The 24,456-nt window shown below is 71.2% G+C and carries 23 protein-coding genes and 2 pseudogenes; 17 read left to right on the plus strand and 8 right to left on the minus strand.

Going from position 1 to position 24,456, the window contains the following annotated elements; genetic code table 11:
* The first annotated feature begins 54 nt into the window (after positions 1 to 54).
* Positions 55 to 953 (plus strand): annotated as a pseudogene (locus AB0I77_RS23695) (N-acetyltransferase).
* Here AB0I77_RS23695 and AB0I77_RS23700 read toward each other — a convergent pair.
* Positions 923 to 1,316, minus strand: a pseudogene (locus AB0I77_RS23700) (VOC family protein). The pseudogenes AB0I77_RS23695 and AB0I77_RS23700 sit on opposite strands and share 31 nt — an antisense overlap.
* A 351-nt stretch (positions 1,317 to 1,667) precedes the next feature.
* On the opposite strand from AB0I77_RS23700, the gene AB0I77_RS23705 reads away from it, so the two are divergent.
* Positions 1,668 to 2,204 (plus strand): GNAT family N-acetyltransferase, encoded by a 537-nt coding sequence (locus AB0I77_RS23705; RefSeq protein ID WP_363284648.1) that lies wholly within the window; start codon positions 1,668 to 1,670, stop codon positions 2,202 to 2,204.
* A gap of 33 nt (positions 2,205 to 2,237) precedes the next feature.
* Here AB0I77_RS23705 and AB0I77_RS23710 read toward each other — a convergent pair whose 3' ends face one another.
* A complete protein-coding gene (locus AB0I77_RS23710; protein ID WP_363284649.1) occupies positions 2,238 to 2,921 on the minus strand; it encodes a glycerophosphodiester phosphodiesterase family protein in 684 nt (227 codons plus the stop codon).
* A 291-nt stretch (positions 2,922 to 3,212) separates the two neighbouring features.
* Between AB0I77_RS23710 and AB0I77_RS23715 the strand changes: the two genes are divergently transcribed.
* The 6 genes from AB0I77_RS23715 to AB0I77_RS23740 all read left to right on the plus strand — a co-directional run bounded on the left by AB0I77_RS23715 (position 3,213) and on the right by AB0I77_RS23740 (position 9,076).
* Positions 3,213 to 4,610: a DUF6421 family protein gene (locus tag AB0I77_RS23715; RefSeq protein WP_363284650.1), complete on the plus strand. Its 1,398-nt coding sequence runs from the start codon at positions 3,213 to 3,215 to the stop codon at positions 4,608 to 4,610.
* A 41-nt stretch (positions 4,611 to 4,651) separates the two neighbouring features.
* Positions 4,652 to 5,407 (plus strand): SDR family oxidoreductase, encoded by a 756-nt coding sequence (locus AB0I77_RS23720; protein ID WP_363284743.1) that lies wholly within the window; start codon positions 4,652 to 4,654, stop codon positions 5,405 to 5,407.
* A complete protein-coding gene (locus AB0I77_RS23725) occupies positions 5,404 to 6,474 on the plus strand; it encodes a low specificity L-threonine aldolase (RefSeq protein ID WP_363284651.1) in 1,071 nt (356 codons plus the stop codon). Before AB0I77_RS23720 ends, AB0I77_RS23725 begins: the two co-directional genes overlap by 4 nt.
* Positions 6,475 to 6,548: 74 nt before the next feature.
* Positions 6,549 to 7,121 (plus strand): transglutaminase domain-containing protein, encoded by a 573-nt coding sequence (locus AB0I77_RS23730; protein WP_363284652.1) that lies wholly within the window; start codon positions 6,549 to 6,551, stop codon positions 7,119 to 7,121.
* A gap of 8 nt (positions 7,122 to 7,129) precedes the next feature.
* Positions 7,130 to 7,825 (plus strand): phenylalanine--tRNA ligase beta subunit-related protein, encoded by a 696-nt coding sequence (locus tag AB0I77_RS23735; protein WP_363284653.1) that lies wholly within the window; start codon positions 7,130 to 7,132, stop codon positions 7,823 to 7,825.
* A gap of 48 nt (positions 7,826 to 7,873) precedes the next feature.
* Positions 7,874 to 9,076, plus strand: a complete 1,203-nt coding sequence (locus tag AB0I77_RS23740; protein WP_363284654.1) for a hypothetical protein — start codon at positions 7,874 to 7,876, stop codon at positions 9,074 to 9,076.
* 18 nt (positions 9,077 to 9,094) lie between these two features.
* Here the strand turns inward: AB0I77_RS23740 and AB0I77_RS23745 are convergent, their stop codons facing one another.
* The 3 genes from AB0I77_RS23745 to AB0I77_RS23755 form a co-directional block, all read right to left on the minus strand.
* Positions 9,095 to 10,114 carry a hypothetical protein gene (locus tag AB0I77_RS23745; RefSeq protein WP_363284655.1) on the minus strand — a complete coding sequence of 340 codons (1,020 nt, stop codon included), beginning with the start codon at positions 10,112 to 10,114 and terminating at the stop codon, positions 9,095 to 9,097.
* Between the two features lie 127 nt (positions 10,115 to 10,241).
* Positions 10,242 to 10,970, minus strand: coding sequence for a lysophospholipid acyltransferase family protein (locus AB0I77_RS23750; RefSeq protein WP_363284656.1), 729 nt, complete (start codon positions 10,968 to 10,970; stop codon positions 10,242 to 10,244).
* Positions 10,971 to 11,158: 188 nt separating this feature from the next.
* Complete coding sequence (locus AB0I77_RS23755) at positions 11,159 to 11,575, minus strand: DUF4395 domain-containing protein (protein ID WP_363284657.1); 417 nt, start codon at positions 11,573 to 11,575, stop codon at positions 11,159 to 11,161.
* A 77-nt stretch (positions 11,576 to 11,652) separates the two neighbouring features.
* Between AB0I77_RS23755 and AB0I77_RS23760 the strand changes: the two genes are divergently transcribed.
* The 4 genes from AB0I77_RS23760 (at position 11,653) to AB0I77_RS23775 (ending at position 14,823) form a co-directional block, all read left to right on the plus strand.
* Positions 11,653 to 12,066 carry a thioredoxin family protein gene (locus tag AB0I77_RS23760; protein ID WP_363284744.1) on the plus strand — a complete coding sequence of 138 codons (414 nt, stop codon included), beginning with the start codon at positions 11,653 to 11,655 and terminating at the stop codon, positions 12,064 to 12,066.
* 208 nt (positions 12,067 to 12,274) lie between these two features.
* Complete coding sequence (locus AB0I77_RS23765) at positions 12,275 to 12,784, plus strand: flavin reductase family protein (protein ID WP_363284658.1); 510 nt, start codon at positions 12,275 to 12,277, stop codon at positions 12,782 to 12,784.
* A 232-nt stretch (positions 12,785 to 13,016) separates the two neighbouring features.
* A complete protein-coding gene (locus AB0I77_RS23770; RefSeq protein ID WP_363284659.1) occupies positions 13,017 to 13,805 on the plus strand; it encodes an electron transfer flavoprotein subunit beta/FixA family protein in 789 nt (262 codons plus the stop codon).
* A 55-nt stretch (positions 13,806 to 13,860) separates the two neighbouring features.
* Positions 13,861 to 14,823: an electron transfer flavoprotein subunit alpha/FixB family protein gene (locus AB0I77_RS23775; RefSeq protein WP_363284660.1), complete on the plus strand. Its 963-nt coding sequence runs from the start codon at positions 13,861 to 13,863 to the stop codon at positions 14,821 to 14,823.
* A gap of 60 nt (positions 14,824 to 14,883) precedes the next feature.
* Here the strand turns inward: AB0I77_RS23775 and AB0I77_RS23780 are convergent, their stop codons facing one another.
* The gene (locus AB0I77_RS23780) at positions 14,884 to 15,789 is read right to left on the minus strand and encodes an endonuclease/exonuclease/phosphatase family protein (protein WP_363284661.1); all 906 of its coding nucleotides are present in this window, start codon (positions 15,787 to 15,789) and stop codon (positions 14,884 to 14,886) included.
* A gap of 215 nt (positions 15,790 to 16,004) precedes the next feature.
* Here AB0I77_RS23780 and AB0I77_RS23785 point away from each other — a divergent pair, with 215 nt between their 5' ends.
* Positions 16,005 to 17,309, plus strand: a complete 1,305-nt coding sequence (locus AB0I77_RS23785; RefSeq protein WP_363284662.1) for an aldolase/citrate lyase family protein — start codon at positions 16,005 to 16,007, stop codon at positions 17,307 to 17,309.
* Positions 17,310 to 17,404: 95 nt separating this feature from the next.
* Complete coding sequence (locus AB0I77_RS23790; protein WP_363284663.1) at positions 17,405 to 19,702, plus strand: protein kinase; 2,298 nt, start codon at positions 17,405 to 17,407, stop codon at positions 19,700 to 19,702.
* Here the strand turns inward: AB0I77_RS23790 and AB0I77_RS23795 are convergent.
* Positions 19,648 to 20,487 (minus strand): hypothetical protein, encoded by an 840-nt coding sequence (locus AB0I77_RS23795; RefSeq protein WP_363284664.1) that lies wholly within the window; start codon positions 20,485 to 20,487, stop codon positions 19,648 to 19,650. The two genes, AB0I77_RS23790 and AB0I77_RS23795, sit on opposite strands and share 55 nt — an antisense overlap.
* Before the next feature lie 7 nt (positions 20,488 to 20,494).
* Complete coding sequence (locus AB0I77_RS23800; RefSeq protein ID WP_363284665.1) at positions 20,495 to 21,571, minus strand: LacI family DNA-binding transcriptional regulator; 1,077 nt, start codon at positions 21,569 to 21,571, stop codon at positions 20,495 to 20,497.
* A 197-nt stretch (positions 21,572 to 21,768) separates the two neighbouring features.
* Here AB0I77_RS23800 and AB0I77_RS23805 point away from each other — a divergent pair, with 197 nt between their 5' ends.
* The 3 genes from AB0I77_RS23805 (at position 21,769) to AB0I77_RS23815 (ending at position 24,317) form a co-directional block, all read left to right on the plus strand.
* Positions 21,769 to 22,722: an ROK family protein gene (locus tag AB0I77_RS23805; protein ID WP_363284666.1), complete on the plus strand. Its 954-nt coding sequence runs from the start codon at positions 21,769 to 21,771 to the stop codon at positions 22,720 to 22,722.
* A gap of 201 nt (positions 22,723 to 22,923) precedes the next feature.
* Positions 22,924 to 23,955: a TIGR01777 family oxidoreductase gene (locus AB0I77_RS23810; RefSeq protein ID WP_363284667.1), complete on the plus strand. Its 1,032-nt coding sequence runs from the start codon at positions 22,924 to 22,926 to the stop codon at positions 23,953 to 23,955.
* A gap of 170 nt (positions 23,956 to 24,125) precedes the next feature.
* On the plus strand, positions 24,126 to 24,317 hold the full coding sequence (locus tag AB0I77_RS23815) for a hypothetical protein (protein ID WP_363284668.1): 192 nt from the start codon (positions 24,126 to 24,128) through the stop codon (positions 24,315 to 24,317).
* Positions 24,318 to 24,456: the final 139 nt, after the last annotated feature.

Consider the following 24,456-nt stretch of genomic DNA (forward strand, 5'->3'; position numbering starts at 1 on the left):
CGACGCTAGGGGTTCGAGCCCACTTCAACGCAAGCGCGCCGTGCGACCGCACCCCTGACCATCCAACTGATCAACGCGCACGTCGCCGCCGTCGTCCCCGGCGTATCCGTCTCCGTGCACACCGTCCTCAGCGACCTGGAGCGACAGCCCGGCGAGTTCATCACCGATCCGTGGGTGGGCGAGCGGGTCACGCTCGTCGCCGAGCAGCGCGGCCATGTCGTCGCCGCGGTCCATCTGCTGCGCTACCGCGCCGATGCCGAGGTGGGCGCGAACTACCGGGACACGGGGGAGATCGACTGGTTCGTCTGCCATCCGCCGGCCTCCCTCTGGCCCGGCTCCGAGGAGGCCGCCGACCTGCTGATGTCCGCCTGGCACAGCTCGCCCGCTGGAACGTCCGCGTGCGCTACGCCGACGGCGCGCTCCCCGCCCCGGCCGTCTACGGCCTGCCCCGGAACTGGCCGCACATCCGCGCCGTCTACGAGCGCGCGGGCTTCCGGCACCTCGGGGACACGGAGGTCATCCTGATCGCACGGGTGGCCGATCTCCCGGCGCCCAAGCCTCGCCCGGGCGTCACGGTCGAGCGCACGCTGGGGGTGTGCGGCACCCGCTTCACGGCGCACGCCGACGGACGCGCCCTCGGCTTCATCGAAGTGGACACCGCCCTGGCCCGTCCCGAACGCCACATCCGAGCGGCGGGCCTCGCCGACATCGGCAACCTGCACATCGACCCGGCGCAGTACGGCCAGGGTCTGGAGCACTGGCTCCTCGCCCAGGCCGCCGACTGGCTCCGCCTGTGCGACGTGGACCGGCTCTTCGCCTATGAGCGGGCCACCGACCGCACCGCCATCGACCACCTGACCTCGGCGGGCTTCCGGGAACTGGCCCGCACCGACCGGCGCTGGGAGCACCGCCCCCGCTGCACTCAGGTACCGGACCGGTACCGCAGCGGGTGATCCGCCGGCACCTCCACCAGCACGATCCGCATCCCGTCCGGATTCGCGATCCACATCTTCGACCAGCCCCCACGGCTCCTTCACCGGCGGCCGCACGATCTCGACCCCCTTGGCCACCAGTTCGTCGTGCACCGCGGCCACGTCCTCGACCTGGAGCCACAGCCGGACGGCCGGGGACGGGGCCGCCTCGGACCGCCCGGAGACCTCCAGGAAGCCGCCGCCGAGGAAGTAGACCGTGCCCCGCTCCGGCCCCGTGCCGAACTCCCGGTAGACGGCGAGCCCGAGCTGCTCGCCGTAGAAGACACGGGACCGTTCCGGATCAGTGGGCCGGAGCAAGGTCCGGCCGCTCAGTACGTGCACCATGTCCCCGGAGACTAGGCCCTGTCGTCAAATTCCCTCCCCCACTGCCTTAAGGGCGTGGGAGGTACCCCCAGCCCCGCGACGCCATGCACGCTCCCCCACTGCCTTGAGGGCGTGGGAGGTGCCCCCACTCGCCGCACCGGGCGCAGACCCACGTACAACCAGTACGAGGGCCTGCGCCCGGCACTCCCCCAGCCTTCGGCCGGGGGGACCCCCAGAGCACGCACCTGACGCCGCGGTGCCCGCCCTTCGGGCGGACGACGGGAATTTGACGGCAGGGCCTAGTGGCGGGGTTACTCTCACCGATGCACGAGCCGCTGCACCAGCCGCGCCGAGGAATCGGAGACCCGAGTCATGGAAACCGCCACCGGACTGATCTTCCGCGATGCCACCGACGCCGACGTGGACGTGCTGGTCGCGCTGATCGAGTCGGCTTACCGGGGGGACACGAGCCGCACCGGGTGGACCACCGAGGCGGACATCCTCCAGGGGCAGCGGACCGATCCGGAGGGCGTGCTCGCCGTCATCAAGGCGCCCGGCAGCCGACTGCTCACGGTCGAGCGCGACGGGCAGGTCGTCGCCTGCTGCCAGCTCGAACACCGCGGCGATCACGCCTACTTCGGAATGTTCGCGGTCAGCCCGGCCCTCCAGGGCGGGGGCGTCGGCAAGGTCATCATGGCGGAGGCGGAGCGGACCGCCCGCGAGGACTGGGGCGCCCAGGAGATGCACATGAGCGTGATCACCGTGCGGAACGACCTCATCGCCTGGTACGAGCGCCGCGGCTACCGCCGTACGGGAAAGATGACCCCCTTCCCGTACGGCGACGAGCGCTTCGGCATTCCGCAGCGCGACGACCTGGAGTTCGAGCTGCTGGTCAAGCCTCTGGTCTGACGGCTGTTCCTGTGACGTCCATGCCTGTGACGTCTATGCCGTGAAGCGGCCGGTGCGTTTGATCTCGGGATAGTCGGTGGTCGCGCCGTCCAGTCCCAGGGCCCGCGCGAGCCGCAGGTGGTCCTGGGTGTTCACCACCCAGCCGATGATTCTCAGGTCCGCCTTGCGCGCGTGCTCCACCACCTCCAGCGTGAGCCGGCGGATGTTGAGGCAGACGGTCGAGGCCCCCGCGTCCACGGCGCGGTCCACGATGTCGGTGCCGTACCGGCTGCCGATGAGCGCGGTCCGTACGCCGGGAACCAGCCGGGCGATCTCGGCGACCGCCTCGTCGTGGAACGACGACACCTCCACACGCGCCGTCAGGTCCCGTCGGTGCATGACCTCGGCCAGCGCACGCGCCGCCGCGACGTCCTTGATCTCAGCCTGCAACGGTGAGCCCACGGCGTCCAGGACCTCCTCGAACACCGGGACCCGCTCGCCCAGACCCGCGTCCAGGGCGCGCAGTTCGGCGAGGGTCTGCTCGGCGATCGGCCCGGAGCCGTCGGTCGTGCGGTCCACGTCGGTGTCGTGCATGACGACGAGGGCGCCGTCCTTGCTCAGGTGCAGATCGAGTTCGAGGACGTCGAGGCCCGCCTGTTCGGCGGCGAGGAAGGAACGGAGTGTGTTCTCGGGTTCGACACCCATGACTCCGCGGTGACCGATGGTGAGGAAGTTCAAGGTTTCGACTCGCTTCCGTCGACGGCGGCGGTGGGGGAGCCGCGCGCGGGCCGGGGCGGACGGCCGCACGGGCAGATCCGCCAGCCTAACGGCCCGGCCCCGCGATGGACCCATGCCTGCGCCGAGAGCGGGGCTACCAAGCGCAAGTCGTTGCCGACAGGGTATCCGGCAGGAAAAAGTTCTGTGACAACCGGGTATGCGCAGGATAATTTCCCGAAGGCTCCCCTTGCTGAGTGAATCCTCATGTGCATACGGTGTCCGTACGCGAGGTTCTCCCGTGGAGGATGAGACATGACGGAAATTCTTGTGCAGGCGGCTTCGGGGGAGCGGGTTCCTCCCGCGACCAGGGTGGTGGAGCACCCGGCGTGGCCCGTGCTCAAGGATGCCGTGGAGCGGATCCGGCCATGGCAGTCCAAGGACGGATCGATCGACTTCGAAGCCGAGGGCGCCCCCGACCCGGCGGACGCCGAGCTCGCCGTACGGCGTGTCGTGCACGCCGTCGAGGAGCTGTCCCCGCTGCTCCCGCACGACCGCGCCTATCACGAGGCCCTCGTCAAGGACCTCCACCACTGGGTGGACGGCGGCTTCCGGGTGCCGGACTTCCTCGACTCGCTGCTGGCCTTCCAGCCCGCCGCGAACCGCGCGGACGGCCTCCAGCACCTGGTCGTCTTCCCGATGTACACGCAGAACGGCAACCCGGACCGCAACCTCGAAGCGATCGTGCTGCGCATGGTCTGGCCCGACTGGCTGGCCGAACTGGAGCGCACCCGCTACGACAACCCGCTGTTCTGCGGCCTCAAGTTCGAGGACTTCACGGCCGGTTACGACACCAACTCCGCGGTCCTCTTCCCCGAGACCATCGCCGTGCGCGAGGCCCCCGAGCGGTTCAGCTGGGGCGGCATCTTCTGCGACCGCGAGGCGGCCCGCTTCCGCCGGGTCACCGAGGCCGCCGTCGACATCCTGGGCCTCGACCTGCCCGAGGACGTCGCCGCGATGGTCCACGACCAGAAGCGCTGCGAGGAGGCCTTCGTCCTGTGGGACATGGTCCACGACCGCACCCACAGCCACGGCGACCTGCCGTTCGACCCGTTCATGATCAAGCAGCGCCAGCCGTTCTGGATGTACGGCCTGGAGGAGCTGCGCTGCGACCTCACCGCCTTCAGGGAGGCCGTGAAGCTGGAGTCCGACGGCGTCCCGCAGGCCCGTGACGTGCAGTACGCGGTGCTGTTCGACCGTATGTTCCGTTTCCCGGTCACCGGGGAGCGCGTGCGCAACTACGACGGCCTCGGCGGCCAGCTCCTGTTCGCCTACCTGCACAAGCACCATGTCGTCCGCTGGACCGACAACAAGCTGTTCATCGACTGGCAGCGCGCCCCGCAGGTCACCAACGAGCTGTGCGCCGAGATCGAGAAGCTGTACCGGGACGGCATCGACCGCCCCAAGCTCGTCCACTGGTTCGCCGGATACGACCTGGTCTCCGGCTACCTCGCCCCGCACCCGGGCTCCCGCTGGGCCAAGGGCCCCGACGCCCTCGACCTGAGCCAGCCACCGCGAAAACTCGTCGATGACGTGCTTCCGGACGAGTTTCCGCTGAGCATGTTCTATGAGGCACTGTCCAAGAAGCTCAAAAAGGTGATCGCGTCCACCAAGGGCATCACGGCGGACGGCGCCGAGCGGATCGCCGCGTGAGCGACCTGCGTACCGAGAACACTGCTCAGGAGGCGAAGACCATGGGGAACGGAGCGCTCAGCGGTGCGGTGATCGCGGTGGCCGGCGCGGGCGGACCCGCCGGGCGGGCGACGCTGCTCAGGCTCGCCGAGGCGGGAGCGACCGTCGTCGGCGCGGACAACGATCCCGAGCGACTGGCGGAGGCCGTGGACGCGGCCCGCTACAGCGCCGGCGGCGCCACGGTCACCGGGGAGACGGTCGATCTCCTCGACGTGGACTCGACCCGCGACTGGGCCACCCGTACCGAGAAGGAGTTCGGCCGGGTCGACGGCCTGGTCCACCTCGTCGGCGGCTGGCGCGGCAGCGAGACCTTCGCCAAGACCAACCTGCACGACTGGGACCTGTTGGAGATGCTGCTGATCCGCACCGTGCAGCACACCTCCCTCGCCTTCCACGAGTTCTTGCAGCGCAGCGACCGCGGCCGGTACGTCCTGATCAGCGCCGCGGGTGCCAGCAAGCCCACCGCGGGCAACGCCGCGTACTCCGCCGCCAAGGCCGCAGCCGAGGCGTGGACGCTGGCCATGGCGGACTACTTCCGCAAGGCGGGGCTCTCCGCGGGGGCGGACGGGCCGACGTCCGCGGCTGTCATCCTGGTGGTGAAGGCACTGGTGCACGAGGCCATGCGAGCCGAGCGCCCCAACGCGAAGTTCGCGGGCTTCACGGACGTCAAGGACCTGGCCGAGGAGATCGTCGGCGTCTGGGAGAAGCCCGCCGCCGAAGTGAACGGAAAACGTCTGTGGCTGACCGAGAAGCCGTGAACCCCCCGAAGACCGACGCGCGGCGCCACCACGACCCCGAGGTCCGCGGCTTCGCCAGCGACAACTACGCCGGGGCCCACCCGGAGGTGCTCGCCGCCCTGGCCCTGGCCAACGGCGGGCATCAGGTCGCGTACGGCGGGGACGACTACACCGAGAACCTCCAGCGGATCGTCCGTAGCCACTTCGGATCCACGGCGGAGGCCTTCCCGGTCTTCAACGGCACCGGCGCCAACGTCGTCGCCCTCCAGGCGGTCACCGACCGCTGGGGCGCGGTGATCTGCGCCGAGAGCGCGCACATCCACGTCGACGAGGGCGGCGCCCCCGAGCGCATGGGCGGCCTCAAGCTGCTCACCGTGCCCACGCCCGACGGCAAGCTCACCCCCGAGCTGATCGACCGGCAGGCGTACGGCTGGGAGGACGAGCACCGGGCGATGCCGCAGGTCGTCTCGATCACCCAGAGCACGGAGCTGGGCACCCTGTACACGCCGGACGAGATCGGCGCGATCTGCGAGCACGCCCACGCGCAGGGGATGAAGGTCCACCTGGACGGCTCCCGGATAGCCAACGCGGCGGCCTCGCTGAACATGCCGATGCGGACGTTCACCAACGCGGTCGGCGTCGACATCCTCTCCCTGGGCGGCACGAAGAACGGCGCGCTGTTCGGCGAGGCGGTCGTCGTCATCGACCAGGACGCCGTCAGCCACATGAAGCACCTGCGCAAGCTGTCCATGCAGCTCGCCTCCAAGATGCGTTTCGCGTCGGTGCAACTCGAGGCCCTGCTCGCCAAGGACCTGTGGCTGCGCAACGCCCGCCACGCCAACGCGATGGCCCAGCGGCTGGCCGAGGGCGTCCGGGCCGTGCACGGAGTCGAGATCCTCTACCCCGTGCAGTCCAACGCGGTCTTCGCCCGCCTGCCGCACGACGTGAGCGAGCGCCTGCAGAAGCGGTTCCGCTTCTACTTCTGGGACGAGGCGGCGGGCGACGTGCGCTGGATGTGCGCCTTCGACACGACCGAGGAGGACGTGGACGCGTTCGTGGCGGCGCTGAAGGAGGAGGCGGCACCCTAGAAGGTCATGCATAGATATGCGGTCGCCCGAAAAATCATTGACTCGCCGTGATCGCTTTTCTATGCTCTGCGGGTATGGAGCTCATCCAGGAAACCCTTGACCTGTCCGCCTACTTGGCCGCTGACGACACCATTGACCATCACCACCCCCGGGTGCGGGAGACGGCCGCGCGTCTCGCCCGGGAGGCGGAGGACTCGTATGCCTATGCGCGACTGGCGTTCGAGTTCGTGCGCGACACGATTCCGCACTCGCAGGACTCGGGCGACCTCCGTGTCACCTGGCGGGCCTCCGACGTGCTGGAGCAGGGCACCGGCATCTGCTACGCCAAGGCGCACGCGCTGGCAGCACTGCTGCGGGCCGAGGACATCCCGACCGCGCTGTGCTACCAGAACCTGGGGGTGGTGCACGGCCTGGTCGCGGTCCGGTTCAACGGGGCCTGGCACCGGCAGGACCCCCGCGGCAACAAGCCGGGGGTCGACGCCCAGTTCTCCCTCGGTGCGGAGCGGCTGGCCTTCACGCCCGACCCGGCGTCCAATGAGATGGACTACCCGGTCCTGTATGCTGCACCTCACCCGGTCGTGCTCGGCGTCCTGAAGGCCGCCCCCGACCGTCCGTATCTCTGGAAGACGCTCCCCACCGCACTCTGAGGCAGGCCATGACTTACTCCCTGACCGTGTCCGACGAGGTGCGCGCCCTCGCGCCCGGCTTCACGCACCTCGCCATCGAGGCGCACGGACTCGTCAACGGCCCCAGCACCGACGGCAGTTCGGCACTCCTGGACGACGCGGCCCGTCGGCTCGCCGTACGCCTGGACGGGCGCGCCCCGCACGAGGACCCGCACATGGCCGCCTGGCGGGAGGTCTACACGGCGTTCGGATCGAAGCCCTCGCGCACCCGCAACTCGGCCGAGGCGCTGGCGAAGCGAGCACTGTCGGAGGCGGGACTGCCCCGGATCAACCTGCTGGTCGACCTCTACAACGCCATCAGCGTCGCCCACCTGATCCCCGTCGGCGGCGAGGACATCGACCGGATCCAGGGCGGCATGCGCCTCGTGCGGGCCACTGGCGACGAGGACTTCGTGACCGTCGCCGGCGGCGAGGAGAGTGTCGAACACCCCGACGCCGGCGAGGTGGTGTGGCGGGACGAGACGGGCGTGACCTGCCGTCGCTGGAACTGGCGCCAGGGACCGCGCACCCGGCTCACCGAGGAGACCACCTCGGCCCTCTTCCTGCTGGAGGGCATGGCGCCCATGCCGGTCACCGACGTCGAGACGGCCGCCGCCGAACTCGCCGAGCTGCTGGAGAAGTTCAGCCCGGGAGCGGGGATCACGGTCCGGCCCCCGGTGTCCTGACCCACCCCGGCGCACGGCCGACCGGTCGCAGTCGCTAACCTCCCCGCCATGGGTGATGGGGGAACAACTCAACAAGCGGGCACGGACGGACAGCCGGACGGCGCCTCCGTACGCCGGTTCGCCCGGCTGAGGAAGCACTGGCTGCTCACCTCGGCCGTGGCGCTGGCCCTGCTCACGACCGCCACGGCCGTCCCCGTCGTCCTCGCGGACCCCGGCGACGACACGCCCTGCCGGGAGATCCCCGCGTCGACCCGTGCGCTTGCGAACAACCCGGCCGCCGCGACCCGGGCCCTGGACCCGGGCGACGACCTGTCGCGCTTCGACGCTGTGCGCGCACTGCTGGTGCGCGAGAAGCCCTGCGGTGACGGGGGCGCGGTGCTCGGAGCGGTCGTCGACGCGGCCACCCGGGCCACCGCCGACACAACACCGCACACCCTCGCCCAGGCCCGCAGCGCCTACGCGGTGGCCGCCGCCCTGGACGACGAGGAACTGCCCGACGGGATGGCGCCCGGCGTCGCCCGCATGCTGGCCGAGTACGTCGCGGACCAGAACCGCTACCTGAGCTCCGACGACGAGGCCATACGCCCCGCCGTCCCCGCCGAGCTGGCCGCACTGGACGTGAGCGGCTGGAGCCACTACGGCCGTTTCCTCGCCCCCGGCGAGGCCCACGCCGACTTCGAGCACAGCCAGCCGTACACGTCCGTACGGGCCGACCCCGCAGGCCTGATCGCCGAACTCGCCAAGGATCCCGAGGCCTTCGCGATCCTCTACGACGCCGAGCGTGCGTACTTCGCGTACTACCTGGAGCGGCTCACCCGCCAGGGCGGCGACCCCGACTTCCACCCCGAACGAGACACCGAGGACGGATCGTCGAGGTCCGCGACGACCTGGCCCGACATCGACCTGGAGCACCTCGCCGACCGCGTCGGCGCGCTGATGAAGTACCGGACCGGCTATGCCAGGAACGGCACCATCCCCGACCTCGAGGCCTTCGACAAGGCCGTACGGCGGCACACTCGCGGTGCCTACGCGGCCGCCGGACGGCCCGTCACCAGTCGCCCTCCCATGGCCGCCATCGCGCGGCGGCCGGTCTCCGGACCGGTGCGCGGTGACCTGATGGACGCGCGCCACCAACTGTTCACCGTGCTGGACGCCTGGACGAAGCCGCGTGAGGTGCCGCGGCAGCGGGCGGCCGACATGCGGCAGCTCATCGACGACCGGTACGTACGACAGTTGTGGCTGACGATCTGACGCCCGGGAGCGGACCGGTCAGCCGCTCACCCGGAGGTCCGAGCAGTCCCGTCGCCGTACCTGCTCCTCGGCGAAGGCCTTCAGCAGTGCCCGTTGCTTGTCCACGCCGACGCCGGGGATGTCGTCGGAGGCGCTGACCGCGAAGTTGGCGGCCTCCCCGGCGCAGCGGGCGGTCGCCGTCAGGGACGGGCGTTCGCTGTCGTCGCCGGCGATGAGGCGATCGCTCCAGTCGCCGAACCAGGCGCCGAAGTCCATCCCCTGCTCGCCGGCGTCCGACAGCTCATCGCCGATGGACACGGCGCAACGGCCCGTCGGCGCCGTGTCGTTGAGCGCGGCCGTGAGGTACCAGTGCGACGGGTTCGGCAGCCCCGCCTTGGCCAGCCAGCCGCAGGCGGTGTCGCGGGCGGCGGCGAACGACACCGTCTTCGGCTCGTCCTCGGGGTTCGCCGGGCTGACGCCCGTCGGAGCCGTCAGCTTCTCGGCGCCGCACCCCAGGCGCTCGGAGGCGGAATTGACGAACGCCACGGCCGCCTCGTAGGAGGCGGGTTGGCGCCACGGGCCGTTGGGGCTGATCATGGCGCGCACCAGCATCTTGCGCTGCCGTCCGGCATCGTCCTTGCCCAAGTCCGGGCAGGGCAGCAGGAATTCGAGGTTTCCGTAACGGGCGACGAAGCCGGGCAGACCGTCGGGCATCGGCGCCTGCGCGGTGAAGCCGCTCTCCGGAAACGCCCACATGAACTCCCGGTCCTGGTCGTCGCGCTGGGTGTACGCCTGCATGCTCAGCAGACGCCAGTCGGCGCTGTGATCGCCCCCGACCGTGACCGAGCACCCGTAGTCCCCGAGCTCCTTCACACCGCCCGACCCGGTGTCGACGATGTGCGAGTCGGCGGGGACGAGGTCGCGCAGGGCGTCGTCGGGCAGCACCCCGTCGCAGGCGCCGCGTATCAACCACCAGTCGTGGACATACGGCTGGGCGATCCAGCCGCCCAGGCCCAGCACCGCCGCAGCCGTCACCGACACCTTGATCCAGCGCCGCATCTCTTCGCCCCCGTAGCGCATTCGGCGGACACAGCCGGGCCGACGGCCCCCACAGGGGCCCGGAAACCCGGCTTCCGGTTACCGCCGGGACCCTATCGGCTGCCCCACGGGGAGCGGGGTGCGGGGGTCAGTGCGCCTCGGCCGCGCGGACCTCTTCCGGCGTCGGCGCGGTGCCGCCGAGGTGGGCCGGCATCCACCAGGTGTCGTTCGCGTCCTTGGGGCGCACCGGGTAGGCGCGCTGCGCGGCTTCCAGGAGCTCCTGGACGCGCTCGCGCACCTGCCGGGTGATGGCGCCCGCGTACTTGTCGCGCGAGGCCTCGAGCGCCTCGCCGACCCGGATGTTGATCGGGATGTGGCTGCGCTTGAAGTTGCGCGGGTGGCCCTTGGTCCACAGCCGTTGCGTCCCCCACAGCGCCACCGGGATCAGCGGGACGCCCGCCTCCTGGGCCAGACGCGCGGCACCCGACTTGAAGGTCTTGAGGGTGAACGACGGCGAGATCGTGGCCTCCGGGAAGACCCCCACGATCTCACCGGACCGGAGCGAGTCCAGGGCGTGCGCGTACGCCGCCTCACCCTGCTTGCGGTCCACCGGGATGTGCTTCATCCCGCGCATCAGCGGGCCGGAGATCTTGTGGCGGAAGACGGACTCCTTCGCCATGAACCGCACCAGACGCTTCTGCGGGAGTGCCACGAGCCCGTCGAAGACGAAGTCCAGGTAGCTGATGTGATTGCTCACCAGCACGGCACCGCCCGAGCGCGGGATGTTCTCCGAACCCTTGCAGTCGATCTTGAGGTCCCACGCCTTGAACAACGCTTGGGCGAGACCAACGACGGGACGGTAGACAAGCTCAGCCATGGACGGTGCAGGCCCTTCCTTCTCTGCCTGGGAAGGGAACTCCAGGCGGAAAGTTACGCAGCCGTAGGTTTACGGCATCTCGCAGATGGTGCCCCAAGAACGGACGGGGAGCCAGTATTAGTGCCCGTCTACCGCGAGATTCTCGTCACTTCCGTCCGAGTGATGGACCTCGGGCTTTTAAACCGCCTTTACTCCGCGCGTACCGTCGCCCGACGCACCAGCAGGTACATCTCGCAGCCCAGGCAGTACCCGAACGCGGCGTTGAGAAAAGCGGCCGCCAGCGCGGCCCCGGTCGCCGCCAGCCCCAGCCAGTCCGGCCCCAGCGTGTAGCCGACCAGGCCGACACCCGCGAAGACGAGCCCCACCGCCTGCGCGAACCGGGGCGGTTCGGGCGCCTCGAACTCGGCCGGCGGCCCGATCCGGGGACGTACCGCCGTGCGGAACAGCCAGCCGTACGGCGACCGGCCCACCCCGCCCGCCGCCCCCAGGGCGAACGCCAGCGTCTGCCAGGCCAGCAGCCAGGCGCTCCCCGTCACCAGCACGACCGCCAGGACGACGGTCGTCACGGCCGCCCCGAAGCGCGGCCCCCTCACATCGATGTCCATGGGAATCAAGCATTCCGTAGCGGACAGACTTCCGGGAGCAGGGAATCTTTGCAGTCTCGTGAATGCTTGTACGCAAGATGACCGGACTCGTGGTGTGTGTGGCGGTGCTCGCGCTGGCGAGCGCCTACGGAGTGCTGCATCGGCGGCGGAGCGGGAGGGTACGGGTGCGCGTGCGCGACGACGGAAAGCGGCTCGGTGCGGCCGAGTTGGGCGGGCAACTCGGCGAACGCGCCACGCTCGTCCAGTTCTCCAGCGCCTTCTGTGCCCCCTGCCGGGCGACCCGCCGGGTCCTCGGCGAAGTGGCCGGGCTGGTCCCGGGCGTGACCCATGTCGAGATCGACGCCGAGGACCACCTCGACCTCGTCCGCCGGCTGGACATCCTCAAGACCCCGACCGTGCTGGTCCTGGACGCCGACGGCCGGATCGTACGGCGGGCCACCGGGCAGCCGCGCAAGGCCGACGTGATCGCCGCGCTGGGTGAGGCGGTGTGACGCCCGTCATGCGCGTGGTGAGGCATCTCCCATATTCCGGGACGTACTTGACTGTGTGCACCATGCATCGTCAGCCTGGCCGTATGCCTTCGGAACTTCTTCTCTTCGGGCGGGTCCACGTCGATCTGGCCCGCACCGCGAGCGCGCGCTGTCCGGGCTGTTGAGCAGCCACGGCCCTCCACGCCACTCCTCGCAGAAGGACAGTTCCATGACGGCCACGCCCGGCCTCGGCACCCCTCGGCTCGCCTCTCCCGACCTCCTGCGCTCCGTCTTCCGGCGGCACGCGGCGGGAGTCGCCGTGATCACCGCCGGCGGCGACGCCGGCCCTGTCGGTTTCACCGCCACCTCCCTCACCTCGGTCTCCGCCGAACCCCCGCTGCTCTCCTTCGGGATCGGTACCGGCGCGTCCAGTTGGCCGGCGGTGTCCCGGGCCGACCATGTCGGCGTCCACATACTCGGGGAGCACCAGGAGGAGCTGGCCGCCACCTTCGCCCGCAGCGGCGCCGACCGCTTCGGCGAGGGGACCGCCTGGCGCGAGGGCCCCGAGGGGGTACCGGTCCTCGACGGCGTGCCGGCGTGGCTGGTGTGCCGGGTGGTCGGGCGTGTCCCGGCCGGCGACCACCGCATCGTGCTGGCCGAGATCGTGCTCGGCGACACCACGGGTCCCGGACGTCCCCTGCTGTACCACCAGGGGCGGTTCCACGGTCTGCGCGACTGATCGGCGCCCCGCTCTTCTGCGAAGCCGTCGAGTTCCGGTTACGCTGCGTTGCAAACGTCACAGTTCAAAGCGCTTGCTTAGCGGGAACGTACTGCGGGAACGTAATGGGCGTACTGACGAGTAATATTTCGGTCGGAGCGCAGGTCGCCCCGACCGGGATCGGCCGCTTGGGGCACCTATGCTGCCTGCAAGCAGGCAGCCGAGAAAATATCGATGCAGTAGGAGAGCCGGCGTGAGCTTGAGGATCGTTGTCACTGTGAAGTACGTGCCCGACGCCACTGGCGACCGGCACTTCGCCGATGACCTGACCGTCGACCGGGACGACGTGGACGGTCTGCTCTCCGAGCTGGACGAGTACGCGGTCGAGCAGGCGCTGCAGATCTCGGAGAACTCCGACGACGACGTGGAGATCACCGTCCTGACGGTGGGCCCGGAGGATGCCAAGGACGCGCTGCGCAAGGCGCTGTCCATGGGCGCGGACAAGGCCATCCACGTCGAGGACGACGATCTGCACGGCACTGACGCGATCGGCACCTCCCTGGTCCTGGCCAAGGCCATCGAGAAGGCCGGCTACGACCTGGTGATCTCCGGCATGGCCTCCACCGACGGCACCATGGGTGTCGTACCGGCGCTGGTGGCCGAGCGCCTGGGCGTGCCGCAGGTGACCCTCCTGTCCGAGGTCGCGGTCGAGGACGGCACGGTCACCGGCCGCCGCGACGGCGATGCCGCCTCCGAGCAGCTGGAGGCCTCCCTCCCGGCCGTCGTGTCGGTCACCGACCAGTCGGGCGAGGCGCGGTACCCGTCCTTCAAGGGCATCATGGCGGCCAAGAAGAAGCCGGTTCAGGCCTGGGACCTGTCGGACCTGGACCTGGAGGCCGAGGAGGTCGGCCTGGACGGCGCCTACACGGTCGTGGAGTCCGCGACCGAGCGCCCGGCCCGCACCGCCGGCACGATCGTCAAGGACGAGGGCGAGGGCGGCAAGCAGCTCGCCGAGTTCCTCGCGAGCCAGAAGTTCATCTGAGGCCCGCAGTTCGCCGACCGCCCCCTCACACTTTCGCAAGCAGGAGAGCAATCCCATGGCTGAAGTTCTCGTCTACGTCGATCACGTGGACGGTGCCGTCCGCAAGCCCACCTTGGAGCTGTTGACGCTCGCTCGTCGCGTCGGCGAGCCGGTCGCCGTCGCCCTCGGTGCGGGTGCCGCCGACACCGCCGCCGCTCTCGCCGAGCACGGCGCGACCCGCGTCCTGACCCACGAGGCCGCCGAGTACACCGACTACCTGGTCGTGCCGAAGGTGGACGCGCTCCAGGCCGCCGTCGCCGCCGTGTCCCCGGCCGCGGTGCTGGTGCCGTCCTCCGCAGAGGGCAAGGAGATCGCCGCCCGCCTCGCGCTGCGCCTCGGCTCCGGCATCATCACCGACGCCGTCGACCTGGAAGCCGGCGAGGAGGGCCCGGTGGCCACCCAGTCGGTGTTCGCCGCCGCCTTCACCACCAAGTCCCGCATCGCCAAGGGCACGCCGGTCATCACCGTCAAGCCCAACTCCGCCGCCGTGGAGGCCGCCCCGGCCGCCGGTGCGGTCGAGGCGCTGGAGGTGTCCTTCTCGGCTCAGGCGACCGGCACGAAGATCACCGCGCGCACGCCGCGTGAGTCGACCGGTCGTCCGGAGCTGACCGAGGCCGCGATCGTGGTCTCCGGCGGCCGAGGCGTCAACGGCGCGGAGAACTTCGCGATCATCGAGGCCCTCGCCGACTCCCTCGGCGCGGCCGTCGGAGCCTCGCGTGCCGCGGTGGACGCCGGCTGGTACCCGCACACCAACCAGGTCGGCCAGACCGGCAAGTCCGTGTCCCCGCAGCTGTACATCGCCTCCGGCATCTCGGGCGCGATCCAGCACCGGGCCGGCATGCAGACCTCGAAGACGATCGTCGCGGTCAACAAGGACGCCGAGGCCCCGATCTTCGACCTGGTCGACTACGGCGTGGTCGGCGACCTCTTCGACGTCGTCCCCCAGCTCACCGAGGAGATCAACACCCGCAAGGGCTGATCCCGCTCCGGGCGTACGAGGCCCTCGTGACCGCCGCACGGCAGTCACGGGGGCCTCGGCTCATCCCAGGGTCAAGGACGCCTGCACGGGCAGGTGGTCACTAGGGAACTGGCCGTACAGGGCGAAGGTGTTGATCGAGGCCCGGTGCGCCGTGACACCGGGCGTGGCGAGGATCCAGTCGATGCGGTCACCGTCGGGGATCAGCGGCTGGTAGCCGTGGAAGGTCGCGTACGGCGTGCTTCGCTCGGCCGCGGTCTCCCAGGTGTCGACCAGGCCCGCGCCCAGCATCGCGTCGTAGACGGGGTTTTTGTGGGCGGCGACATTGAAGTCGCCGGTCACGACGAGCGGGAGCGAGCGGTCCAGTCCGGCGATCCGCTGGGCGGTCAGGGCTGCGGCACGCGCGCGTGCGTCCTGGCTGGCGTTGTCGAGGTGGGTGTTCAGGAAGTAGAACTCCCGGTCGCCGTCGGCCAGAGCGCGAAAGCGCACCCAGGTCACCATCCGGATGGAGCCGCCGCCCCAGCTGTTGGACCCGATCACGTTCGGGGTGTCGGAGAGCCAGAAGTGGTCGTACTCCTGCGGGGCCAGTCGGCGGGTGTCGTAGAAGATCGCCATGAACTCGTCCCGGCTGCCGCCCGCGCGCCCGGTGCCGATCCAGTCGTAGTGCGGTCCGAGGTCGCTCTCGATGTCGCGCAGCTGCTGGTAGAGGCCTTCCTGGGTACCGATGAGGTGGAGGCGCTCGCGGCGCAGCAGTTCGCGCATCACGGGTCTGCGCACGGCCCAGCTGTGGGGGCCGGTGGTGCTCGCGAAGCGGAGGTTGAACGACATGACCTGGAGGTGGCCGTTGCGGGGCTCGTACGCCGAGGCGGGGGCGGGCGAGAGTGCTGTACTGGACAGGGGCACGGCGATCGTGGCGGCTAACGCGGCCTTGAAGCCTGTGCGGCGCGTGACTCGGCTGGGTTTCGGCACAGGGGCTCCTTCTGTGGCGGCTTCGGGCGAGTCGTGAGGGCTGCGCTGTGCGGGTGTGTGAGGAGTGCGTGGTTGAACCGTGCCATATGGACGTGAACATGCCGAGATGCGGGAGTGGATCGGACAAAAGACGGTGTTGACCATCAGGAAGGCCGACGGATAGCTTCGTTCTACGGATTGTTGATTCCGTAGAGTGGAAAACAGGAGGGTGCGGGATGGGTCAGAGCCGGCAGGAACAGGTGGCGACGAGCCTCGCGGGCGCCGTCAGCGAGGAGATCAGTGCCTCGCTCGCGCCGGTCGACGCCGAGCTGGAGCGCCGCTACCCCGGAGACCCCGGCACCCGCCAGCCCGTCCACACCGTCTACGTCGCCGGCGACGCCTTCGCCGCCGACACCGTCCGCTCCTGGGGCGACAGGGCCCTGGCCGCGCTCGACGAACACGCCCCGGACGCCGCCTCGTTCGCCGCTGTCCTCGGCCTCTCCGACGAGCTGGCCCAGCTTGTCCACGACCGCGTGCGCGCCAAGCTGGAGCGCGAGCCGATCGAGGATCTGCGCGTCGACTTCGAGGACGGCTACGGCCCCCGCCCGGACGCCGAGGAGGACGAGGCGGCGGCCCGCGCGGCCCGGCTGATCGCCGAGGCGTACGAGAACGGCACGGCGGCCCCGTACATGGGCATCCGTATGAAGTGCATGGAGGCGGCCGTCCGCGACCGCGGCATCCGCACCCTCGACATCTTCCTGACCGGCCTGATGGACGCCGGCGGCCTGCCCGAGGGACTGGTCCTGACGCTCCCGAAGGTGACCTACGCCGAGCAGGTCACCGCCATGGTGCGGCTCCTGGAGGCCTTCGAGAAGGCGCACGGTCTCGAGCCGGGCCGCGTCGGCTTCGAGATCCAGATCGAGACCAGCCAGTCCATCCTCGCCACCGACGGCACCGCGACGGTCGCCCGCATGATCCAGGCGGCCGAGGGGCGCGCCACGGGACTCCACTACGGCACCTTCGACTACAGCGCCTGCCTCGGCGTCTCCGCCGCCCACCAGGCCAGCGACCACCCCGCCGCCGACCACGCCAAGGCGATCATGCAGGTGGCGGCGGCAGGCACCGGTGTACGCGTGTCGGACGGCTCCACCAACGTCCTGCCGGTCGGCCCGACCGCGAAGGTCCACGACGCCTGGCGGCTGCACTACGGCCTCACCCGCCGCGCCCTGGCCCGCGCCTACTACCAGGGCTGGGACATGCACCCCGGGCACATCCCCACCCGCTACGCGGCCGTCTTCGCCTTCTACCGCGAGGGCTTCGAACAGGCCGCCGGCCGCCTCGCCCGCTACGCCAACCGGACCGGCGGCGACGTCATGGACGAACCCGCCACCGCCAAGGCCCTCAGCGGCTACCTGCTGCGCGGTCTGGACTGCGGCGCCCTCGACATCGCCGAGGTCGCCCGCCTCACCGGACTGACCCGCGCCGACTTGGAGAGCTTCGCGGCGCCCCGGCGCGGCGATCTGACCGTCTCCGCCACGTAGCGGGCCTGTCACAGCCGTCACCACCGGCTGGCGTTGTCACACCTGCCCCGTAGTCTGTACGGCACGCAATGACGGGTCACAGGAACGGGGCTGCGGTGTCTTCGGGGGAGTACGGACAGGGGGAGCAGGGGCCGGCCGAGGGGGCCGGGCGGTTACTGGCCGGGCGCTATCGCGTGGTGGCACAGCTCGGGCGCGGCGGCATGGGCGTGGTCTGGCGGGCCGTCGACGAGGTGCTCGGGCGTGAGGTCGCCGTCAAGGAACTGCGCACCTACAACGATGCCGACGGGCCCGAACTCGACGGCCTGAGGCTGCGGATGCAGCGGGAGGCGCGTGCGGCGGCCCGCGTGCGCCATCCCGGTGTCGTGGCCGTGCACGACGTGGCCGAGGTCGACGGACGTCCGCTGATCGTCATGGAACTGGTGGACGGCCCCTCCCTGGACGACATCCTGCGCGAGCGCACCCTCGACCCGCGCGAGGCGGCCGGAGTCGGCGCCAAGGTGATGGACGCCCTGGCCGCCGCGCACGCCGCCGGTGTCCTGCACCGGGACGTGAAGCCGGGCAACATCCTGCTCGAACGGTCGGGGCGGGTCGTACTGACCGACTTCGGCATCGCGACCATGGAGGACCCGGGCGACGGCTCGGCCACCCACCTCACCCGCAGCGGCGAACTCGTCGGCTCCCTGGACTACTTGGCGCCCGAGCGCGCCCAGGGCGCCGACCCGGGCCCGGCCTCCGACATCTGGGCCCTGGGCGCCACGCTGTACGCGGCCGTCGAGGGCTCCGCGCCCTTCCGCCGTACGTCGACCTTCTCCACACTCACCGCGATCGTCACCGAGCCGCTGCCCGAGCCCCACCACGCCGGACACCTCGCCCCCGTCCTGCGCCGACTGCTCGACAAGCGACCCGAGGCCCGCCCGGAGGCGGAGGACGCCCGCGAGCTGCTCCAAGCGGTCGCGGACACGGCCGGTACGGACACACCGACGACGACACTGCGCGGACCGACGGCACCGCTTGGCTTCGGGCCACCCGAGCCGGCGGGGCAGGGGCTCGGGACTCCGGGACAGGGCACGCCGGAGGCGGAGGGGTTCGACGGTGCCGGCCAGGGTGCGTCGGCGGCACCTGGGCTCCATGTTCCGGGGGAGGGTGCGTCGGTAGCACCTGGTTCCCATGCCCCGGGCCAAGGCACTCCCGAGCGCGGGGGCCCGGGGTCACACGGGTTCGGGGCTACCGGGCAGGTCGGGCACACCGGGGAGGCCGCGGGGACCGGGGAGGCCGGGCAGCCGGGGCATGCCGGGGGTACTGGGCGGGCGGAGCAGGCCGCGGAGACGCGGGGCATCGGGGGCACGGGCCGGCCCGGACCCGGGGGGATGGGGCAGCCCGGGGATACTGGGCAGGCGGAGCAGGCCGTGCAGATACGGGGCATCGGGGGGACGGGGCAGCCCGGGGGTACTGGGCAGGCGGAGCAGGCCGCGCAGACGCGGAGCATCGGGGGAACCGGGCGGCCGGGGCATGCCGTGGGCACGGGGCAGCCCGGACAGTCCGGGGGTACCGGGCAGGCGGAGCAGACTGCGCAGCCGCGGAGCACGGGACAGCCCGGGCAACCCGCCTCGCCCCCGCAGGGATTCGGGGCCTCCGCCCCGACCACCGCGCACGTCCAAGCCCACCACGACCAGGGCGGCGCCTCCGGCCGCCCCTCCCGCCGCAAGGGCCGCGCCCTGCTCGCCGCAGTGGCCGTCACCGTCGTACTCGGGGCGGCCGGGGGCACCGTCGCCCTGCTGAACGACTCGGGTGAGGCCGAGGCCGACGGGCGCCCCTCGTCGCCCACGACCTCCGCCTCCGCCTCCGCGTCCGCGTCGGACCGTACCGACGCCGACCGTTCGGAGGACCTCAAGCCCACCGAGCAGGGCGACGAGAAGGCGCCCTCCGCGACCTCCTCCCCGAGCCGGAAGACCGAGCCGAGGCCCACCGGCGAGGCGTCCTCATCCGCCCCGGCCAACTCCTCGGTCGGCGGTACCGGCGGCGGCACCGACGGGGGCACCTCCGGCGGTTCCGATGACGGCGGTACGCCGGGCGGTGGCGGTGGCGGCGGCGCGGGAGAGACCACGCCGGCCCCCTCCTGCGAGTCCATAGGCGCAGGCAAGTACAACTGCCAGGTCTGGCGCACCGCCAAGTCCTACACCGCCTCCGGCACAGAGGTCGGCGTCCTCAACGCGGGCACCAACTACTTCTACTGCCAGCAGAATCTGGGCCGCCGCGAGACCTACGGCGAGTGGACCAACGTCTGGTGGGCGAAGACGGACGACGACAGCGGCAACACGAACGTCTATGTCAGCGACGTCTACGTCCGGGGCGGCGACAACGACGCACCGGTCCCCGGACTCCCGGTCTGCTGAACCCGCACGTACCGCTCCAGGCCGGAAGCCGTCACCCGCTTCTCCTCCTTGAGCAGCCGGGTGCCCCGCTCGCACAGCCGCCGGTCGGCCCGCGCCCGGGCGCAGAACTCCTCGGGCGTGACCCCGAACAGCTCCCTCAACCGCGCCGAACCCACGAGGAGTTCGCTGAGCAGCGCCCGCTGGCCGGGGTGCGTGCGCGGGACGTCGGGGGCGCCGTTGTGCAGGACGCCGTGCCGGTTGACGTACAGGTGCACGCCGGGCAGCGTCACCGCGGGGCCCACCTCCACCCGCACCTCGGGCGCGGGCAGCCAGGCACGGCCGTAGTTGCCGTTCGGCAGCGGCACACCCTCGCTCGCGTCGACCACCGCGAGCTGCTCGGCGTCGAGCCAGACGACGAACAACTCCCGTACGGACCCCGGCGCTTCGAAGGGGGACGCGGAGACATATCCCATCCGGCTGACGTGCCCGGACACGCCCACACCGATGCCGGTGACCCGGGCCTTCACCATCGGGATGGGAGAGGTGATCCCGGACTCGGCCATCTTGTGCCGCAGTTGGGCCGGGCTGGCGTTGGAGCCGACGGCGAGGACAGGGGTGCGGTCCTCGTGCACGAGCCGGTCGAGGGGGAGGAGACGGTCCCCGTCTAGCAGCCCGGACTCCTTCGGCCAGGCTCCCGGGTAGAGCAGCGGATGGTTGCGCGGCGCCTCGGCCAGGCCGAGCGCCTCGAGTGTGCGGTCGGGCCAGGGCCCGTCCGTCTCTCCGAGGTGGTTCGTCAGGTTCTCCATGGGCGGCTCAGTCCGTCGGCGGCAGCTCGCCCGAGCCGCGCGTGATCATCCGGGTCGGCAGTTCGATCCGCTCCGGGGTGAGAAGGGTGCCGTCCAGCTGGCGGAAGAGGCGGTCCGCGGCGGTACGGCCGAGCGCGGCCGCGTCCTGGGCGACGACGGTGACGCCCGGCTGAAGCAGGTCGGCCAGCTCGATGTCGTCGAAACCGACGAGGGCGATGGGGCGGGACTGTTCGGCGAGGACGCGGATCACGGTGACCGTCACCCGGTTGTTGCCGGTGAAGATCGCGGTGACGGGGGAGGAGCCGGCGAGCATCTCCTCGGCCGCCCGGCGCACCCGCTCGGGGTCGGTGACGCCCAGCGACATCCAGGAGTCCGCCACCGGTATGCCCGCGTCCTCCATGGCGGCCCGGTAGCCGCGCAGCCGCTCGGCGGCGGTGTGGATGCGGGGCATGTCGCCGATGAAGCCGATGCGCCGGTGGCCGTGGGCGATGAGGTGTGCCACGCCGTCGCGGGCGCCGCCGTAGTTGTCCGACACGACGACATCGGCGTCGATGTGCCCGGCCGGACGGTCCACGAACACCGTCGCCACGCCCGCCTTCAGCTCGGGCTCCAGATACCGGTGGTCGTCACCGGCCGGGATGACGACCAGCCCGTCCACCCGCCGCGCGCACAGGGCCAGCACCAGCTCCCGCTCGCGCTCCGGGTCCTCCGCGCTGGAGCCGTTGATCAGCAGCGCGCCGTGGGATCGGGCCACCTCCTCGACCGCGCGGCTGAGAGGGCCGTAGAACGGGTCGGCGAGGTCCTCCAGGACCAGGCCGATGCTGGCGGTGCGGCCCTTGCGCAGCACTCGCGCACTGTCGTTGCGACGGAAACCGAGGGCGTCGATGGCCTCCTGGACACGACGCTCCGTCTCCGGGGTGACGCCTGGCTCGCCGTTGACCACACGGGAGACCGTCTTGAGTCCGACCCCGGCACGGGCGGCCACGTCCTTCATGGTCGGACGATTGCCGTAACGGGGTGCGGCAAGGCGGTCGGCTCGGTGTTGGGTCTCGGGCACGGTGCGGTGTCCTGTCCTGTCGTCCACGAGGATGCGGCGGTCCCTGATGTGTATGAGGATGTGGCGTCGAGCATAGAGCCTGGACAACGTTGTCAGATGCGGGAGAGACTGTCCACCGCAAACTCCGGCCTGCGCCCCCACCGCGAGACCGGCCTGCTGTTTCCTCATTTTCTTCATTGGTTGTTCTCATGGTTGTCCATGTCTGACGGGGAGATCCGACACTGATGCACACCGACCTCGTGGCCGCGCTCGACATCGGCGGCACCAAGATCGCCGGGGCGCTGGTGGACGGCCACGGCCGGATCCAGGTCCGCGCGCAGCGTGCCACGCCCGCCCGGGAGGGCGGCGAGAGTGTGATGCGGGCCGTCGAGGAGGTGCTCGCCGAGCTGACCGCCTCACCCCTGTGGGGGCGCGCCACGGCCCTGGGTATCGGCAGTGCCGGCCCGGTGGACGCCACGAAGGGCACGGTGAGTCCGGTGAACGTGCCCGGCTGGCGTGACTACCCCCTCGTCCAGCGGGTCCGGGCGGCGGCGAGCGATCTGCCCGTCGAGCTGATCGGAGACGGCGTCGCGATCACGGCCGCCGAGCACTGGCAGGGCGCGGCCCGCGGCCACGACAACGCCCTGTGCATGGTGGTCTCGACCGGCGTCGGCGGCGGCCTGGTCCTGAACGGCCGGCTGCACCCCGGCCCGACCGGAAACGCGGGCCACATCGGCCACATCAGCGTCGACCTCGACGGTGATCCGTGCCCGTGCGGCTCGCGCGGCTGCGTGGAGCGCATCGCGAGCGGCCCGAACATCGCCCGCCGGGCGGTCGAGAACGGCTGGCGGCCGGGCCCCGACGGCGACGCCTCCGCCGCCGCGGTGGCCGCCGCGGCCCGGGCCGGCGACCCGGTCGCCGTGGCCTCCTTCGAGCGGGCCGCCCAGGCGCTGGCCGCCGGCATCGCGGCCACCGCGACCCTGGTCGAGATCGACGTCGCCGTCATCGGCGGGGGAGTGGGCAAGGCGGGCGAGGTGCTGTTCACGCCGTTGCGCAAGGCCCTGAGCGACTACGCGACCCTGTCCTTCGTCCAGCGGCTGACCGTGACGCCCGCGCAGATGGGCACGGACGCCGGGCTGGTGGGAGCGGCGGCGGCGGCGCTCGCCAAGCGGGAGGATCCGGCCGCGGCCGGGGTCTGACGGGCCTCGGCAGGAACGCTTTTACCGGCGTCACTCGCTTGCGTCACCAGCTTGCGTCACTCGAAGAGCTCGACCGCCCCGCGGGGGGCCGGTCGAGCTCTTTCGTTCATGACGCTGCCTTGGCGTGGCCCTGACGCGGAGCGGTTTTGAACATGTTCAAATAATTGCGCTAGGCTTGCCCCACACGAGAGGGGGAGCCCCATGAAGATCGTGATTCCCGGGGGAACCGGGCAGGTGGGCACGATCCTGAACCGCGAGCTGACCGCCGCGGGGCACGAGGTCGTGGTCCTGACCAGGCGGCCGGAGCGCGACCGCGAAGTCGGCTGGGACGGCGAGACGGCGGGGCCGTGGGCCGCGGAGATCGACGGCAGCGACGTCGTGATCAACCTGGCGGGCCGCAGCGTCAGCTGCCGCTACACCGCGGCCAACCTGAAAGCCATGATGGATTCGCGGGTGCGCTCCACCGAGGTGGTGGGGGAGGCGATCGTGGCCGCCGCCCGGCCGCCACGCGTCTGGTTGCAGATGAGCACCGCCACCGTCTACGCCCACCGCTTCGACGCGCCCAACGACGAGGCGACGGGCACGATCGGCGGTGATGAATCCGGCGTCCCCGGCTACTGGGGCTACAGCGTCGAGATCGCGAGGAACTGGGAGTGCGCCCAGGAGCAGGCCGTAACCCCACACACCCGCAAGGTCGCCCTGCGCTCGGCCATGGTGATGAGCCCCGATCGCGGCGGCGTCCTGGACGTCCTGTCGTGGCTGGCGCGGTTCGGACTCGGTGGCCCGGTCGCGGGCGGCAGCCAGTACGTGTCCTGGATTCACGACCATGACTTCGTCCGCGCGGTCGAGTTCCTCATCGACCGGGAGGACCTCGCCGGCCCGGTGAACCTCGCGGCCCCCGCCCCCCTGCCGCAGCGCGCGTTCATGCGCGCGCTGCGCTCCGCCTGGGGTGTTCCGGTGGGCCTGCCCGCGACGCGCTGGATGGCGGAGATCGGCGCGTTCGCGCTGCGCTCGGACACCGAACTCCTGCTGAAGAGCCGCCGGGTCGTCCCCGGCCGCCTGCTCGAAGCGGGCTTCGTCTTCATCCACCCCGAGTGGCCGGAGGCGGCCGACGACCTGGTGCAGCGGGTGCGTATCAGGCCGCGCTCCACGGCGTCGGAGGTGCGAGGCTCCGCCGTCGGGCGTGCCCCGAGGGTTGCACCGTTGTCTCGGTCGCCTCAGCGCCGGGCGTGACCCGCTTCGGCCACTCCGAGTGGCTGACGATCTGGTGCGGCGGGCGCCCACTGGTCCCCGCTCCACGGCGTCGGGCGTAGTGGGTCCGGTCGTCGGGCGTGCCGCGAGGGTTGTGCCGTCGTCCCGATCCCGGGCGTGACCCCCGCGCGGGTTCGTCAGTTGAATCCGGCATGAAGAAGCGCAGCATGCTCGCCATCGCCTCCCTCGCCACCGGCTTCGTCGTCGCGGCGATCACCCCGTCCCACGCCACCGGCGACGAACCGGGTGATCTCGACGTCGACAAGACCCTCAGCGCCCTCGAGCACACCGTCGCCAGCGAGAGTCTGGCCGTCGACGACGACGCCCTCGGGCAGAACGGCTGACGACATACGGCACAACAGAACCATGGCGCCGGTGCCCCTCGCGAAAGGGGCGCCGGCGCCTCGCATGTGCGCCCTCAACTGCGGCTGGTTTCCGTGGCAGGGTGGAGCGGGCAAGCCTCAGGGGGCCAGCAGCAGAGGG

This window comes from Streptomyces sp. NPDC050619 (genome assembly GCF_040654815.1).
In the GTDB taxonomy this organism is placed as follows: Bacteria; Actinomycetota; Actinomycetes; order Streptomycetales; family Streptomycetaceae; genus Streptomyces.